The sequence below is a fragment of the Micromonospora sp. NPDC049139 genome (assembly GCF_055586845.1).
Map to the genome: position 1 here is coordinate 1 of NZ_JBVJHK010000013.1, position 17,219 is coordinate 17,219.

General features: G+C 72.3%; 10 protein-coding genes. 6 read left to right on the top strand and 4 right to left on the bottom strand.

Annotated elements, in window-relative coordinates:
• Positions 1–985 precede the first annotated feature (985 nt).
• Together ACZ6Q9_RS21185 and ACZ6Q9_RS21190 are read right to left on the bottom strand one after the other, a co-directional pair.
• Positions 986–2,017, bottom strand: coding sequence for a T3SS (YopN, CesT) and YbjN peptide-binding chaperone 1 (locus tag ACZ6Q9_RS21185; protein ID WP_396829982.1), 1,032 nt, complete (start codon positions 2,015–2,017; stop codon positions 986–988).
• Positions 2,004–2,363 (bottom strand): hypothetical protein, encoded by a 360-nt coding sequence (locus ACZ6Q9_RS21190; protein ID WP_393267035.1) that lies wholly within the window; start codon positions 2,361–2,363, stop codon positions 2,004–2,006. The genes ACZ6Q9_RS21185 and ACZ6Q9_RS21190 overlap by 14 nt, the downstream gene beginning before the upstream one ends.
• A gap of 341 nt (positions 2,364–2,704) precedes the next feature.
• On the opposite strand from ACZ6Q9_RS21190, the gene htpG reads away from it, so the two are divergent.
• From htpG to ACZ6Q9_RS21220, 6 genes are all read left to right on the top strand, one after another.
• The gene (gene htpG / locus ACZ6Q9_RS21195) at positions 2,705–4,633 is read left to right on the top strand and encodes a molecular chaperone HtpG (protein ID WP_357464198.1); all 1,929 of its coding nucleotides are present in this window, start codon (positions 2,705–2,707) and stop codon (positions 4,631–4,633) included.
• A gap of 57 nt (positions 4,634–4,690) precedes the next feature.
• Positions 4,691–5,056 (top strand): hypothetical protein, encoded by a 366-nt coding sequence (locus tag ACZ6Q9_RS21200; protein ID WP_396829983.1) that lies wholly within the window; start codon positions 4,691–4,693, stop codon positions 5,054–5,056.
• 967 nt (positions 5,057–6,023) lie between these two features.
• A complete protein-coding gene (locus ACZ6Q9_RS21205) occupies positions 6,024–9,176 on the top strand; it encodes an OmpL47-type beta-barrel domain-containing protein (RefSeq protein WP_396829984.1) in 3,153 nt (1,050 codons plus the stop codon).
• Positions 9,177–9,195: 19 nt separating this feature from the next.
• Positions 9,196–10,164, top strand: a complete 969-nt coding sequence (locus tag ACZ6Q9_RS21210) for a sugar phosphate isomerase/epimerase family protein (protein ID WP_396829985.1) — start codon at positions 9,196–9,198, stop codon at positions 10,162–10,164.
• On the top strand, positions 10,161–11,339 hold the full coding sequence (locus tag ACZ6Q9_RS21215) for a multicopper oxidase domain-containing protein (protein WP_393267049.1): 1,179 nt from the start codon (positions 10,161–10,163) through the stop codon (positions 11,337–11,339). The genes ACZ6Q9_RS21210 and ACZ6Q9_RS21215 overlap by 4 nt, the downstream gene beginning before the upstream one ends.
• A gap of 69 nt (positions 11,340–11,408) precedes the next feature.
• Positions 11,409–15,452 (top strand): ThuA domain-containing protein, encoded by a 4,044-nt coding sequence (locus ACZ6Q9_RS21220; RefSeq protein WP_396829986.1) that lies wholly within the window; start codon positions 11,409–11,411, stop codon positions 15,450–15,452.
• 125 nt (positions 15,453–15,577) lie between these two features.
• On the opposite strand, the gene ACZ6Q9_RS21225 is transcribed toward ACZ6Q9_RS21220, so the two are convergent.
• Together ACZ6Q9_RS21225 and ACZ6Q9_RS21230 are read right to left on the bottom strand one after the other, a co-directional pair.
• Positions 15,578–16,288, bottom strand: a complete 711-nt coding sequence (locus ACZ6Q9_RS21225; RefSeq protein WP_393458629.1) for an N-acetylmannosamine-6-phosphate 2-epimerase — start codon at positions 16,286–16,288, stop codon at positions 15,578–15,580.
• Positions 16,285–17,208 (bottom strand): ROK family protein, encoded by a 924-nt coding sequence (locus ACZ6Q9_RS21230; protein WP_393458626.1) that lies wholly within the window; start codon positions 17,206–17,208, stop codon positions 16,285–16,287. The genes ACZ6Q9_RS21225 and ACZ6Q9_RS21230 overlap by 4 nt, the downstream gene beginning before the upstream one ends.
• Positions 17,209–17,219: the final 11 nt, after the last annotated feature.

Below are 17,219 nucleotides of genomic sequence, written 5' to 3' on the forward strand. Positions count from 1 at the left end.
GCGGGCTTGGTGTCGGTGGTGGGGGCGGCGTGGGCGGCGGTGACGGGGCCGGCGATGGCGCCGCCGGTGAAGGCGAGGCCGGCAGCGGTCAGGGCGGCCTTACGGATCAGATCGGTACGCATGACGAAGCACCTTTCGATCGGGGGTGCGCGGCACACCCGGAAGGGGGGTGGGTGCGCCACGGGTAAGGAAAGGTCAAGCCAGAAGAGGGGGTGCGCGCCTTTGTTCGGGGGGCGCGGTCCCGGGGGATGTAACGACGTGGGTCCGGCCGGCATTCCGGCCGTCGCCCCGAACCGTCGAACCGTCGAAGCGGCTCGGGGTCACGCGCTCACGGTGGTTACAACGCCCCGGCCCCCCGGCCCATGCCCGGCGGGGTGGTGGCCCCCGCCACCGCAGTCCACCACCAACCGGGCATAACGCCCCGGTGCCGGACCGGCGATCCTCGCCGAACCGGACACACGCCCCAGGCGGGCCATCTGCCGATCAGTCGGGCATCCCTGGTTCAGGGCATCTGTGGGTCCGGTGTCAGGTTTGGTCCCTGTGCCGGCACAGCGGGTCACACCCGCCTCGACAGGTCCGGTGGGTCGGGTGCCGTGGGCCCTGTTGAGCTGCCCCGTCTGTAGGACCGCTCGTCACATCGGCGCCGCGGCCCCGGCCTGATCGACGTTGGTGGGCTCGGTCGCCTGCGACTGCCCTGTTGTGTGCCCCATCTGTGGGGCAGCTCGACAGGGGTCGAGAAGCTGTACCGCGACCTCGATCGGCGGCGACGTCGTCCGGCGCTCCGTCCCCCCGCTCTCTGCGAGGCGCGGTACGCCCATCCGGTGTTCAGCGCCGCCAGGTCGGCGGGTGCCGGCTCCTGCTTACCGCCCGGGGGTGCGCGGCATTCCCGGTGACCGGGTCGGCGATGCCTGCGGCCAGGCGGGACAGCGCGGTCGCCCGGGCCGGGTCGCGCGGCGGGGTCGGCTCCGTTCGGCGCGCGGCGGGGTCAGCCCCGGGTGGCCGCGTGGCGGCGCAGCAGCGCGATCGCCTCGTCGACGAGGCCACGCTCGGTGAGCAGCGTGAGCAGCAGCGGCAGGGGTCGCCAGTCGTCGGCCTCGACCGCCTGCCGCAGCAGCGCGATCGCCTCGTCGTGCCGGCCCCGGGCGGCCAGCAGCGCGGCCAGCTCGTCGCGGGCCCTCGGGTCGCCCTGGTCGACGGCGATCCGCCAGTACCGTTCGGCTTCGTCGGCGCGCCCCTCCTCGGCGAGCAGGGCGGCGAGTCGGGCGGCGGCGTGCCAGTCGCCGTGCTCGGCGCGGGCCCGCAGCTCCTCCGTCCGCCCCCGGTCGGCCAGCAGGTCGACCAGGACGCTGCCCGCTCCGCTCGCGCCGGCCCGGTCGAGGTCGCGCAGGTAGCCGGTCGGGTCGGGCACCGCCGCCAGGCCGGAGGACTCCTCGCCGAAGAATCGGCTGCCGCCGAACTCCCGCCGGAGCTGGTCGTCGAGGTCGTCGGCGAGCTCGACCATGGCCCGTACGGCCAGCAGCAGGTGGGTGGGCACGAAGTCCTGACCGAAGACGGGCACGGACGCCCATACCGTGTCCCCGGTGCAGTAGACGCGGCCGACGACGAGACCGTTGGTCAGGTCGGAGAGTCGCCGGTACAGCGACTCCGTCGGCTGGACCCCGGTGAGCAGCGGCGAGAACACGTCGACCAGCGGCGGGTCGTCCTGCGCCCGTACGAAGATCATGGCGGAACCGACGCGGATGCCGACGTCGCCGTCGGCGTCGACCCGCAACTGGTCGGCGGTGACGCCCAGGATGCCGGCCAGCACCACCTTGACCCGCTGGGTCAGCTTCCCTCCGTGGTCGGGTTCCCCGACGGGCTCCGGGGCGTGACCGGCCGCTCGGGCGGCCACGGGTCGCGCGGCGAGCGCGGCCGCCAGCCTGGTGCGGGTCGGCACGGGAACGGCCGTGGCCGTGGCGGCCGGCCGGGCCGACAACGCGGAGACGAACCTGCCCAGCAGGCTCTCACGCGGCGTCATCGTGCTCGCCGTCCGGTCCGCCGCGCGTGTCGTCGGACGGCTGCTCCGTCACCCGGACCTGGTCGAACATCTTGGCGATCACGAGCGGCGCCGCCACCCCGAAGGTGAAGCTGGCGAAGGCGGTGGTGGCCAGGCCACCCGCCCCGGCCGCGGCGGCGAGCCCGGTGCCGGCCACGGTCCGGAGCAGCACCGCGAACACGACGATCGGGGCGTCCCGCCGGTCCCGCCACGGCCACTGCCACCGCCCCCCGGACTCGGTGGTCGGGCGCATCATCCCGGACAGGTTGAGCGCCTCGGCCACCGCGCTGCCGACCAGCCCCCACATCGCGGCCATCCATAGAGACACATCCCTACCGTACTGACCGCCGCACGCGGCGGTCGCACCAGCCCTCGACTCTCCCGGCGACCACGGTGACGCCACCGTCGACGGTAGAGCCTCCGGGCAATGCGCGCCTGCCGCCCGCAGCCCCGGCCCCCTGCACGACCCCGGGCGGCGTGCCGATGCCGGGGCCGATCAGACAAGCAGGTCGTCGGCGCCGACCCGGGGCTGATCGTCCCCGGTCGGCGGCTCGGCCGCTGACGCGTACCTTTGATGACGCCCGGTCGGGAAACTCCGACCGGGCGTCGTCGCCTCGCCGTGGGCGACGGCTCGTATCCTTTCGGCGAACCTCTGGTGGGCTTTCGAGAATGAAAGGACACGGCGTGAGTAACCAGGCCGAGACGTTGGAGTTCCAGGCCGAGGCGCGTCAGCTGCTCCAGCTGATGGTCCACTCGATCTACTCGAACAAGGACGTCTTCCTGCGCGAACTGATCTCGAACGCCTCGGACGCGCTGGACAAGCTGCGCCTGGCGTCGATGGTCGACAAGGACCTGGAGGTCGACACCTCCGACCTGCACATCGAGATCGAGGTCGACAAGGCGGCGCGCACGCTGACCGTCCGGGACAACGGCATCGGCATGTCCCGTGACGAGGTGGTCCAGGTGATCGGCACGATCGCCAAGTCGGGCACGGCGGAGCTGCTGCGCAAGCTGCGCGAGTCCGCCGACGCCGGGGCGCGGCAGGAGCTGATCGGCCAGTTCGGGGTCGGCTTCTACGCGGCGTTCATGGTCGCCGACCGGGTGGAGTTGGTGACCCGGCGGGCGGGGGAGACCGGCGGCACCCGCTGGGAGTCGGCCGGCGAGGGCACCTACTCCGTCGAGGCGGTCGACGAGGTGCCGCAGGGCACCGCGGTGACCCTGCACCTCAAGGCGGCGGACGCCGAGGACAACCTGCACGACTACACCGCCGAGTGGACGATCCGGGAGATCGTCAAGCGGTACTCCGACTTCATCGCCTGGCCGATCCGGATGACCGTCGAGCGCCCGGGCGAGGGCGACGCGACCACGACCGAGACCCAGACGCTCAACTCGATGAAGGCGCTCTGGGCCCGGCCCCGCGACGAGGTCGACGAGGCCGAGTACAAGGAGTTCTACAAGCACGTCAGCCACGACTGGGCCGACCCGCTGGACATCGTGCACATGAAGGGCGAGGGCACCTTCGAGTACGAGGCGCTGCTGTTCATCCCCTCCCACGCCCCGCTGGACCTGTTCGCCCCGCAGGGTCGCCGCGGCGTGCAGCTCTACGTCAAGCGCGTCTTCATCATGGACGACTGCGAAGCGCTCATGCCGAACTACCTGCGCTTCGTCAAGGGCGTGGTGGACGCGCACGACCTGTCGCTGAACATCTCCCGGGAGATCCTCCAGCAGGACCGGCAGATCCAGGTGGTCCGCCGCCGGCTGGTCAAGAAGATCCTGTCCACCGTCAGGGACATGAAGGCCAACCACGCCGAGCGCTACCGGACCTTCTGGACCGAGTTCGGCGCGGCGGTCAAGGAGGGCCTGATCGACGACACGGAGAACCGGGACACCCTCCTGGAGATCCTCTCGGTCGCCTCGACCCACGACCCGGCCGAGCCGACCGACCTCGCCGGCTACGTCAGCCGGATGAAGGACGGGCAGGCCGACATCTACTACGCCACCGGCGAGTCCCGCTCGATGATCGAGAACTCGCCGCACATGGAGGCGTTCCGCGCCAAGGGCTACGAGGTCTTGCTGCTCACCGACCCGGTCGACGAGGTGTGGGTCGAGCGCGTCGGCCAGTACGACGGCCGGACCCTGCGCTCGATCGCCAAGGGCCAGGTCGACCTGGACACCGAGGAGGAGAAGAAGGAGGCCGAGGCCGAGCGCGAGCAGCAGCGCAAGGACTTCGCCGACCTGCTCACCTGGATGGGTGCCACCCTCGCCGACTCCGTCAAGGAGGTCCGCCTCTCCTCCCGGCTGACCACCTCGCCCGCCTGCGTCGTCGGTGACGCCCACGACATCACCCCGACGCTGGAGAAGATGTACCGGGCGATGGGGCACGAGGTGCCGGCGGTCAAGCGGATCCTGGAGCTGAACCCGGGGCACCCGCTCGTCACCGGCCTGCGCAAGGCCCACGAGGAGGGCGGCACCGAGGAGTCGCTGAAGGAGACCGCCGAGCTGCTGTACGGCATGGCGCTGCTCGCCGAGGGTGGGGAGCTGGCCGACCCGTCCCGGTTCACCCGTATCCTCGCCGACCGCCTCGCCCGTACCCTCTAGCGCCGCTCCGGCCGGTCGGCGGGGCGGACACCCCGCCGACCGGCCATACTCGCAGCCGTGATCGAACAGACCTCGCAAAATCGCCCCGGCCCGGCGTCCGCGCTGCGGTTCGTCACCGAACTGATCGCCTGGGTGGCGACGCCGTGGGCGCTCGCCCCGCACTCGGTGGCCCTGGCGGTCGCCTCGGTGGTCGTTCTCGTGGGGCTGCCGACGGTCTTCGCCACCCCGGGGGACAAGCCCCGGGCGCTGGTTCCGGTGCCCGGTCCCGTCACCATCGCGCTGGTCGTGCTGCAACTGGTCGCCGCTGGCGTGTCGGCCTGGTTCGCGTGGCCGCGAGGCGTGGCCGTCGCCACGACGGTGCTGGTGCTGCTGACCGTGGTCGCGGAGTTGCCCCGCTGGCGGTGGCTGACGCACGCGCGGTGACGGCCGGCCGTCCGGCGTACCCGGATGACGGCCGGGGGCTGACCCGCCTCACCGGCCCGGGCGTGGGAACCGCGCGGGCTGGGTACCACCGCCGGCCATGAGCACGAGTACCGCGGCGGACGCCGCGCCGGCGTCCCCGGTGCGCTGACGGTCTGCTGCCCCGAACCCGTCTCCTGACCGGCGCCCGCCAGGATCCGGTGGACGGGCTGCTCCGGCTCCGGCGTCAGGTGGGCCGGTCGGCTCGCGACGGCGGCCTGGGCCGGGCATCGGGCGCCGCCCGAGGCGGTGTCGTGGCGGCCCTCAGGGAAGCGCTGGCGGGGTGTAACGCCCACGCGACCTGCGACGCTGCCGACTTTCGTCATTCTGAATGAAAGTAGTGTCAGCGGCGACGAAAGGTCTGGACACGCTGACGGCAAGTCAGTAGTGTCGGGACACATCAATATGTTTCATCGAGATGAACCGGCGGCGCGGTGACTCTCGACCGTGGTCCCAGGCGGCGCAACACGCCCGGCGGCCACGGGTAAGGCCAGGGATGGCACCCCGGGTCGGCGCTCCAAGACAGCGCCCCGGTGCGGAAACGCGCCGTGGCTTGACCGATGCCCATCCCTTCTCACTCACATCCCGTCACCCCGACGCGGCACCTGTCTGACCCGCGCGCGCACCCGGCTCGCCGCTGGCATCAGGCAGACCCCGTTCACCCAGGACGACCGTGACAGCTGGTCACGGCCGAGGACCTCGTGCGGCCAAGGAGGGGCCGCAGAGGCTGCCGATACGAAGAAGCCGTCGATCTGATGAAGGGTTCGTACGGGCATGCGACGACGCTCGACCTGGATCCGCGGACAGGTGTGCCCCTGCCGCCCCCGGGCAGCTCCCGAAGCCTCGGGACGCGGCAGCGCTGACTACTCATGACATCGGCCGGCCGATGCACGCTGCGCCGGTGTCCCCCTCGGACCGTGAAAGAGGAATCATGAACGGGTACTCACCGCCCGGTCGGCTCTCCGTGGGCCGGCTCCGGCATTCGATTGCGGCAGCCGCCACGGCGGTCCTGCTGCTGGTGACCGCCGGACTGGTGGCGGCTCCGGCGAACGCGCGCCCGGTCGACGCGGACCGCGCACGGACAGCCGACGCGAGCGGGCCGCCCCGGCAGCTTCAGGCCCAGGTGCTCACCTGGACTGCCGGCGACAACTTCCTCTCGTACCTCTCCGCGCCCACCACCGCCGTCGCCGGGCCGGCGACGCTCGTGTTCGAGAACAGCGCCGCGACCGGCAACACCACCGGCATGCAGCACACCCTGACCTTCGACACCACCAACCCGGCGTACAACAGCGACGTCGACGTGAACATCCTGGCCGACCCGACGGACGCCAACGGGGGCCGGTGGACCGTCGACGTGGTGCTCTCGCCCGGCACGTACCGCTACTTCTGCGCCATCCCGGGCCACGGCGGGATGGCCGGCCTCCTGGTCGTCACCGGTGGCGGCTCGGACACCACGCCGCCGACCGCGTCGGCCGCGGTGTCGGGCGAGCGGAACGACACCGGTGCCTACCTGGGGTCGGCGACGGTGACGCTGTCCGCGACCGACGAGGGCTCCGGCGTCGACCGGGTCGAGTACTCCCTGGACGGCGGCCCCTACGGCACCTACTCGGCGCCGGTCACGGTCAACCAGCCGGGGCAGCACACGGTGACCTACCGGGCCACCGACAAGGCGGGCAACACCTCGACCCCGCAGTCGGTGTCGTTCACGGTGGTGGAGCCGCCCAAGCCGGACACCACCCCGCCGACCGCGACGGCCGCGGTCACCGGGCAGCGCGACGACAACGGCGCGTACGTCGGCAGCGCCACGGTGACGTTGTCGGCCACGGACACCGAGTCGGGTGTCGACCGGGTCGAGTACTCCCTCGACGGCGGCGCGTACGCCACCTACTCGGCGCCGGTGACGGTCAACCAGCCGGGGCAGCACACGGTGACCTACCGGGCCACCGACAAGGCGGGCAACACCTCGGCCGCGCAGTCGGTGTCGTTCACGGTGGTGGAGCCGCCCAAGCCGGACACCACCCCGCCGACCGCGACGGCCGCGGTCACCGGGGAGCGCGACGACAACGGCGCGTACGTGGACTCGGCGACGGTGACGCTGTCGGCCACCGACACGGAATCGGGCGTCGACCGGATCGAGTACTCCCTCGACGGGCAGCCGTACGCCACCTACACCGCGCCGGTCGCGGTGGCCCAGCCCGGCCAGCACACACTGAGCTACCGGGCGACGGACAAGGCGGGGAACACCTCGGCCGCGCAGTCGGTGTCGTTCACCGTGGTGCGACCGCCGGAGCCGGACACCACCCCGCCGACCGCGACGGCCGCGGTCACCGGGCAGCGCGACGACAACGGCGCGTACGTCGGCAGCGCCACCGTGACGCTGTCCGCCACGGACACCGAGTCGGGCGTCGACCGGATCGAGTACTCCCTGGACGGCGGCGCGTACGCCGGCTACTCCGCGCCGGTGACGGTCAACCAGGTCGGCCAGCACACGGTCAGCTACCGGGCGACGGACAAGGCGGGGAACACCTCGGCCGCGCAGTCGGTGTCGTTCACCGTGGTGCAGCCGCCCGCCCCGGACACCACGCCACCGACGGCGACCGCCACGGTCAGCGGCCAGCGGGACAGCGCCGGGGCGTACGTCGGCGCCGCCACGGTCACCATCTCGGCCACCGACGCCGGCACCGGCGTGGACCGGATCGAGTACTCCCTCGACGGGCAGCCCTACGCCGCCTACTCGGCGCCGGTCACCGTCAACCAGGTCGGCCAGCACACGGTCAGCTACCGGGCCACCGACAAGGCGGGCAACACCTCGACCCCGCAGTCGGTGTCGTTCACCGTGGTCGACCCGCCGGAGCCGGACACCACCCCGCCGACCGTCACGGCGGCGCTTTCCGGCCAGCTCGACGACCACGGGGCCTACCTCGGCAGCGCCACCGTCATTCTCACCGCCGCCGACGCCGGCTCCGGCGTGGACCGGATCGAGTACTCCCTCGACGGGCAGCCGTACGCCCGCTACTCGGCGCCGGTCACCGTGAACCAGGCAGGCGGGCACACGGTCAGCTACCGGGCCACCGACAAGGCCGGCAACACCTCGGGCACCGCGTCGGTCACCTTCACCGTGGTCGCCAGCGGCCCCAGCGCCTGCCCGGTGCCGGACACCCGGCCGACGGTGTGGCTCGGCACGGTGGACAGCGGCGTGCCGAACCGGGTGGTCGCCGACGGCTGCACGATCAACAACGCCATCCACGACGAGAAGGCGTGGCCCAACCACGGCCAGTTCGTCAAGCACGTCACGGACGTCGCGGAGCACCTGCACCACCTCGGCCTGATCGACCACAAGGAACACGGTCGCCTGGTGAGCGCCGCCGCCCGCTCCGGTGTCGGCAAGCCGGACGGGAAGAACGGCTACCAGCCGCTGCTGGACGCCTCGGCGGCGTCGTTCGCCCGGTGGGAGCACGTCGGCGCGGGCGGCTTCACCCGCAACGCCGACGGCTCGATCACCAGCCGGGCGGTCCCCGGCCTCGGCATGCTCTGGCTCCCCACCGCCGAGTACGGCGACTTCTCGCTGAAGCTGCAGTGGCGCGACGACGCCCCCGGCACCGGCCGCGCCAACAGCGGGGTCTTCGTCCGCTTCCCCGACGTGCACGACCACGCCCAGGAGTCCCGCCCCGAGTGGGTGGCCATCAAGTACGGCCACGAGCTGCAGATCTACGACCGGCCCGACGGCGACCAGTACAAGAGCGGATCGGTGTACGGCTTCGACCGGGTCGACCTGGCCGGCGCGCAGGTGGCCCCGAAGGGCACCTGGAACGACTACGAGATCCGGGTGGTGGGCCAGCACTACTCCGTCTTCCGCAACGGCGAACTGATCAACGAGTACGTGAACACCCCGGACGCGGTGTTCAGCCCGCCCCGGGCCGACGACCCGGGCGGCGCCGGCCGCCAGCACGCCCGCGGATACATCGGACTGCAGAACCACGGCACCGCCGACGTCGTGAGCTTCCGCAACGTGCGGATCGCGCCGCTCTCCGCGTGCTGCCCCGGCGGCGCGCCCTCCTCTGCCAACCCGAGCAGCTGCTGCTGACGATCGAAGGGGAACAACCATGGCGAAGAACAGGATCGACCGTCGGGCGCTACTGCGCGGCCTCGCCGGCTCCACCGTCGCGGTCGGCGCGGCGAGCCTCGCCGGAGCGCTGCCCGCCACGGCGTCCGGCGGCGCCTCGAACGGCCACCTGGTGCCGCGCGGGCACCTGGGCATCCAGCTCTACAGCGTCCGGGACAAGGTCACGCAGTTCGGCTTCGCGGCCGTCTTCGAGGAGCTGTCCCGCATCGGCTACCGGGAGGTGGAGTTCGCCGGCTACACCCAGGGCAACGTCGGCCCGATCACGCCGGCGCAGATCCGCCGGCTGCTCGACGACAACGGGCTGAAGGCGGCCGGCAGCCACCGCGGGCTCGGTGACTTCCGGAACAACCTGGAGTGGGAACTGGACGTCGCCGAAACCCTCGGCATGCCGGCCCTCGGCACCGCGCAGGCGCCCACCGGCAACCGCACCATCGCCGGGTACCAGGCCGCCGCCGCCGAGTTCAACGCGTGGGGCGCCGCCGCCGCGGCCCGGGGGATCAAGCTCTACCAGCACAACCACACCATCGAGTTCAGCTTCGCCGTCGACCGGCCCGACGTGCGGCTGTACGACCTGTTCCTGGAGCTGACCGATCCCCGGTACGTGTTCCTGGAGATGGACATCCTGTGGGCGTACGGGGGCGCCCGCAAGTACCCGGGGTTCCGGCCGGTCGACTACGTCAACGCGCATCCGCACCGGTTCCCGCTGTTCCACGTCAAGGACGGCGTCCCGCTGCCCGACCCGCAGCAGGGCAACTCCTACCTGGACGTCGAGTTCGGCGCGGGGGTCATCCCGTTCGCCGAGTTCTTCACCGAGCTCGACGGGGGCGGCCGGTTCACCTACCTGTGGGAGCAGGACACCGGGCCGAACGCCCAGCCCAACCCGCCGGGCTCCCTCGGCGCCGCCGAGCGCAGCTACCAGCGCATCGTCGACCTGCGGGGTGACCGGTGAGCGCCTGGCGTCTCGTCGAGGACCCCCCGCCGCCCGGGGACGGCGGCGCGCCCGAGGACGACCGTGCCGGCAAGCGCCGCGGACCGAGTACCCGCCGGCTGCTGGTGGTGGCGGCCACCGTGCTGCTGACCCTGGTCGGCGCCGGCGGCCTGGCCGCCGCCCGCTCCGGGGCGTTCTTCGCCGAACGGCCGGAAGGCTGCGCCAGGCCGGACCGCAGCATGCAGCTGTACGCGGTGGAGCTGCCCAAGGACGGCACCCAGATCCGGCTCGGCTACGGCCTCACCCCGCAGACGGCCTCCTACCCGGGCCCGACGATCGAGATGACCGAGGGGGAGTGCGTCGCCATCACCCTGCACAACCTGGTGTCGGCGGCCACCCTGACGCAGCTGCGTACCGACCCGGCGCACCCACTGGGCGTCTCGCTGCACGTGCACGGGGTCAAGTACACCCAGCTCTCCGACGGCACCGTGCAGAGCGGCTCCTTCGTCCCGCCCGGTGAGTCGCGCACGTACACCTGGTTCGCCCAGCAGCGGAACAGGAAGACCGGTTCGCCGGGCACGGCCGGCTACTGGTGGTACCACGACCACGTGGTGGGCGGTCCGCACGGCACCCAGGGCCTCGGCGCGGGGCTCTTCGGCGGGCTGGTGGTCCGGCGCCCCGGCGACCCGAAGCCGGATCGCACCTACACCGTGGTCTTCGGCGATCGGCAGAGCATCAACCTGCGCCGCGGCGCGGCCGCCGACACCTGCGATGCGCAGAACCCGCAGCCGGGGCCGACCTGCCTGGTCGCCCGCAAGGGGGAGAAGGTCGAGTTCGTCGTCGTCGGCATCGGCAACGACATGCACACCTTCCACCTGCACGGCCACTCCTGGGCGGACACCCGGACCGGCCTGGTGGACAACGGACAGCCGTTCGCCGACGGCGTCCCGATCATCGACAACAAGCCGCTCGGCCCCGGCGACTCGTTCGGGTTCCAGGTGGCGGCCGGTGACTCGGTCGGACCGGGGCACTGGATGCTGCACTGCCACATGCAGTTCCACTCCGACGGCGGCATGTCGACCATGCTGCACGTCCTGGACGAGGACGGGGCGATGCCTCCGGGCCACGGCCACCACTCCCACCCGGCGAACGCCACCGGCACCACCGCCGACGCCGGGCAGCACCAGCACAACTGACGCACCGTCTCCTGCTCGACCCGCTCGGACAACGCACCTCCGCCACACCTCACCCGTGAAGGAGTCGAAATGGCCCAACAACGCCGTTTCCGGCTGTCCCGATGGGGCGGACGTCGGCCCGTCGACGTCACAGCCTCCCCACCACCGGTCACCCGCCGGGCCCTCCGACGCACGAGCGCCCTCGCCGCGAGCGCCGTGCTGACGCTCGGCCTGCTGGCCCTGCCCGCGCACGCCGCCGCCCCGGCGCCCGTGCAGGCGGCACCCGCCGAGGCCGCTGCCGCGGTGAAGCTGCTGGTCTTCCACGGTCCGGTGGACCAGCAGGACGACCCGGTCACCAAGGCTGTCGACGCGATCCGGAACCTGGGCGCGGAGCACGGCTTCGCCGTCGACGCGTCCGCCGACCCGGGGGTGTTCACCTTCGGCAACCTGGCCCGGTACCGGAGCGTGGTGTTCCTGTCCGCCAACGGGGTCACCCTCGACGACGCCCAGGAGGCCGCGTTCCAGGCGTACATCAAGGGCGGTGGCGGTTTCCTCGGCGTGCACGACGCGGCCCGCGCCCAACCCACCTCCGCCTGGTTCACCGGCCTGATCGGCACCCGCCCGGCCGCCGGCCTGCCGAACGCCGAGAAGCCCGTCTCCGCCTCGGCGAGCGCGGAGAACCCGCCGAACGAGACCGCCGCGAAGGCGATCGACGGGTCGACCGGGACCAAGTGGCTGACCTTCAACCCGACCGGCTGGCTGGCGGTGAAGCTGGCGAAGCCGGTGGTGGTGAGCCGCTACGCGCTGACCTCCGCCAACGACTTCCCCGGCCGGGACCCGAAGAACTGGACCCTGCAGGGCTCCGAGGACGGCACCACCTGGACGGACCTGGACACCCGCAGCAACGAGACGTTCCCGCAGCGGTTCCAGACCCGGCAGTTCAGCTTCACCAACAGCAAGGCCTACCAGCACTACCGGCTCAACGTCACCGCCAACAGCGGGGAACCGCTGATCCAACTCGCCGAGCTGTGGCTGATCGGTCCCGACGCCGGCCCGCCGCCGGACAGCACGGTGCAGCAGGCCGTGGTCGACCTCACCGACCGGCAGCACCCGGCCAACCAGGGCCTGCCGCTGACCTGGAAGCGGTCCGACCAGTGGATCAACTGGGACCCGAGCCCGACCGGCCGGGTGCACACCGTCGCGCAGGTCGAGGAGGGCACCTACAACCCGGGCCTGAGCGGCAACGGCGCCTTCCACCCGATCTCCTGGTGCCAGGACTACGACGGCGGCCGGTCCTTCTACACCGGCATGGGGCGCACCGAGGCCAGCTACACCACCGACAAGCAGTTCCGCAGCCACCTGCTTGGCGCGATCAGGTGGACCGCCGGGCTGGTCCGCGGCGACTGCCAGGCGACCGTCGCCTCGAACTACCGGATCGAGCGGCTGACCGCCACCAACCAGCCGGGCCAGCTCGACCAGATCGGCGAGCCGCACGGCCTGACCGTCGCGCCCGACGGTACGGTGTTCTACATCGGCAAGGCGGCCTGCCCGTCCGGGCCGATCGTCAGCTGGGACGACCCCAAGGTCGGCCTCGGCTGCGGGACCATCCACCAGTGGGACCCGAAGACCAAGCAGGTCAAGCTCCTCACCACCCTCGCCGTGATGGGCAACCGGGGCAGCGGCAGCGAGCTGGTGAAGAACGAGGAGGGCCTGGTCGGCATCACCCTCGACCCGAAGTTCGCGCAGAACCGCTGGATCTACGTCTACTGGATGCCGCACGAGTCGATCGACCGCGACCGGCGCATCGGTAAGCGGACCGTCTCCCGCTTCACCTACGACGCCGCGAAGCAGACCATCGACCAGGGCACCCGCAAGGACCTGCTGAGCTGGGACACCCAGATCCACAGCTGCTGCCACGCCGGTGGGGGGATGACCTTCGACGAGTCCGGCAACCTCTACATCGGCAGCGGTGACAGCAACTCCTCCGGCGGCTCCAGCGGCTACTCCGGCAACAACTGGACGCAGGAGTACAAGGGCGTCTCGTTCCAGGACGCCCGGCGTACCTCCGGCAACACCAACGACCTCAACGGCAAGATCCTGCGGATCCACCCGGAGCCGGACGGCACCTACACGATCCCCGACGGCAACCTGTTCACCGGCAAGGAGGAGGGCGGCGGCAAGACCCGTCCGGAGATCTACGTGATGGGTGTCCGCAACATCGCGCGGATCGCCTGGGACCCGGTCAACGACTGGCTGACCGCCGCGTGGGTCGGCCCGGACGCCGGTGGCCCCAGCCCGGAGCTCGGACCGGCGAAGTACGAGACGGCGACGATCATCACCTCCGCCGGCAACCAGGGCTGGCCGTACTGCATGGGCAACCGGCAGCCCTACCGGGACCGCAGCAACACCGACGCCAACGTGCTCGCCGGCTGGTACGACTGCGACAACCTGAAGAACACCTCGCCGCGCAACACCGGCCTGGTCGACATCCCACCCGCGCGGGACAACATGATCTGGTACTCGCCGCAGGGCGGTGGCCCGGTCTACCCGAAGCGCACCGACGGCAGCGGCCTGCCGACCTACCAGGCCGGTGAGGAGACGTTCACCCAGCCGTACCTCAAGGGCGGCGGCCAGGCCATCATGGACGGCCCCACCTACCAGCGGGAGAAGGTCGACGTCGACAGCGGCGTGGCCTGGCCGGCGTACTGGGACAACAAGTGGTTCATCGGTGACCAGTCCAACGCCAACAACCGCGTCGCGGTGACCGTCGACCCGGCGAACGTGCCGAAGCAGGGGCCCCCGGCCTTCGCCGAGGACCTGCGCAGCATCATCCGCTCGGGCAGCGGCGGCACCCAGCTCCAGTCCTGGATGGACGCCAAGTTCGGCCCGGACGGCGCGCTCTACCTGTTGGACTATGCCGGCGGGTTCTTCAGCCTGCACCCGAACCAGAAGCTGATCCGGATCGCCTACCAGGGCGGCCCGGCCACGCCGAACCCGAACCACGCCACCGCGCGGGCCGTCGCGCAGAGCAACCCGAAGACCATCGCCTTCTCCAGCGCGAAGGCCGGCGGCGTGGCCTGGGAGTGGAACTTCGGTGACGGCAGCGCTCCGTCGCGCGAGGCCAACCCCACCCACACGTACGCGAAGTTCGGCACCTACCGGGCGACGGTGAAGGTGACCTACGCCGACGGCGAGGTGGCCACCGGAACGATCGAGGTGGTCGTCGGCTGCGCCGCACCGGACACCCGCAGGACGGTACGGCTCCTCGACGCCGACACCGGCGTGACCAACCACCAGGTCGGCGGCAACTGCACCGTCAACGACCTGATCGACGACGAGCGCGTGTGGACCGACCACGGCCAGTTCGTGAGCCACGTCGCCGGCGTGGTGGGCGACCTGCGTAAGGACGGCGTCCTCGACAGCCGCGAGGCGTCCGCGCTGCAGAAGGCCGCCGCCCAGTCGCCGATCGGCAAGGTCCCCGGCTACCAGCCGATCTTCGACGGCTCGGCGGGCTCGCTCGCCGACTGGCGGCAGGCGCCCGGCGGGTCGTTCACGCTCCAGCCGGACGGCTCGATCCGCAGCTCGGGCGGGCTCGGCATGCTCTGGTACGCGAAGCAGGAGTTTGCGGACTTCTCCCTGCGGCTGCAGTTCCGGGACGTCTCCACCGGCAACACGTACGCCAACAGCGGTGCGTTCGTCCGGTTCCCCGACCCCCGGACGCCCCTGGAGCAGCGACCGGACGGCAGTTGCGGGACGGTCGGGTCGGCCCGTAGTTCCCAGGCCTGGGTGGCCATCTACTGCGGTCACGAGATCCAGATCTACGACGGTCCCACCGGCGAGCCGCAGAAGACCGGGTCGATCTACAACTTCGACCCGATCGGGCTGGACCAGGCCGGGGTGACTCCGAAGGGCCAGTGGAACGACTACGAGATCCGGGTGGTCGGGCAGCACTACACGATCACCCGTAACGGCGTCGTGATCAACGAGTTCGACAACACGCCGGGCAAGGCCTCGTCCCGCCAGGGCGACCCGCCGACGGACCTGCGCCAGTTCCTGAGCGGATTCGTCGGGTTGCAGAACCACGGCAACAGCGACCTGATCGAGATCCGCAACGTCAGGGTGCGGGAGCTGTAAGCAGCCAGGCGCCGGGTGCGGAGATGATCCTCCGTACCCGGCGCACTGCCGGCCGCGCCCCCGCGACGACGATCGTGCCGGCCCGGCCGGGGCAGACGGACTCTTCCACCGGCGCGGGGCCGGCGTCAGGCCCGGTGCTCCGCGTGCGCCACGGCCGCCCGGCGGGTGGCCGCGACGAGTCGGCGCGTGATCCACAGCGGAGAGGTGACGGCGTTTCCCATCACCACCGAGTGGGCTCCGGCCGCGAAGGCCCGGTCGATCTGGGCCGGACTCCGGTAGCGACCCTCGGCGATCACGGGCACCTCCACGAGCGCGGCGAGCCTTGCGACGAGGACCAGGTCGGGGCCGTCGGCGGGTGGGCTGGACGGCGTGTAGCCGGAGAGCGTCGTGGCCACCGCGTCCGCACCGTCGCGGACGGCGGTCACCCCCTCCGCCACCGTGGAGACGTCCGCGAGGACCAGCGCGTCGGTCCGCTCCCGTACCGCGCGGACCGTGTCGGCGAAGGTCCGCCCGTCCGGACGGGGACGGTCGGTGGCGTCCACGGCGACGATGTGTGCCCCGGCCCTGGCGACGTCGACCGCGTGCGACGCCGTCGGGGTGATGAACACCCCGTCGACGCCGTGCTTGTGCAACCCGATGACCGGCACGTCGACGGCGGCGCGGATCGCCGTGATGTCGGCGGTGCCGTTGGCCCGGACCGCCACCGCGCCGCCCCGTACCACCGACGCGGCCACCCGGGCCTGGACGTACGGGTCGCGCATCGGGTCGTCGGGTTCGTCGGGCAGCGGCTGGCAGGAGATCACGAGGCCACCGGCCAGGTCGTCGAACACACTCACGGAATCGTCCTCTCGTCGTCGGCCACGGGCGGCGTCGGGCCGGTGTCGCCGGCCAGTCGGGCGGCGCCCACCACGACCGCGTCGGCGTGCAGCGCCGCGGGGAGCAGGGGCACGTCCGCCCAGGCCGCGGGCAGTTCGGCGGCGAAGGCGGCGCGGGCGCCGGGGAGCAGGGCGCCGGCCGCCCCGCCCGCCACCACCACCGCCTGCGGATCGAGGACGGCGACCAGCCCCGCGAGCGCCCGGCCGAGGGCGGTGCCGGCGAGGTCCACCACCTCCCGGGCGGCCGGGTCGCCCGCCGTGGCACGCTCGGCCACGTCCCGTCCGCTGATCCGCAGGCCGGTCTCCAGGGCGTACGCGGCGGACAGCCCGCTGCCCGAGGCGATGCCCTCCAGGTGTCCGTACCGGCCGCACCCGCAGCGCAGCCGCTCGGCGCCGGGGGCCGGCAGGTGCCCCACCTCGCCGGCGGCGCCCCGGGCGCCGGTCGCCAGGCGGCCACACCGGATCATGGCTCCGCCGAGGCCGGTGCCGACCGCGACCAGCAGCAGGTGCGGGCGGTCCCGTCCCGCTCCCACCCAGCTCTCGCCCAGTGCGGCGGCGTTGACGTCGTTGGTGACCCGGACCGGTCGACCCAGCCGCTCGGCCAGCTCGTCGGCGACCCTGGTGCCCGCCCAGCCGGGCAGGCTGTCGGTGGCGTACCGGATGGTGCCGGTGGTCGGGTCGACCGTGCCGGCGGTGCCCACGCCGACCGGGCCGGCGCCGGCCGCGTCGAGCAGCCCGCGGGCGAGCCCGGCGGCGGTGTCCAGCACGGCCGCCGGGCCCGACGCGGCGGGTGTGGGTGCCAGGCGACGCCCGAGCACCTGCCCGTCGGGTCCGACCAGCGCCGCCGCCGTCTTGGTGCCGCCGATGTCGAGGCCCACCATGGGAGCAGGCC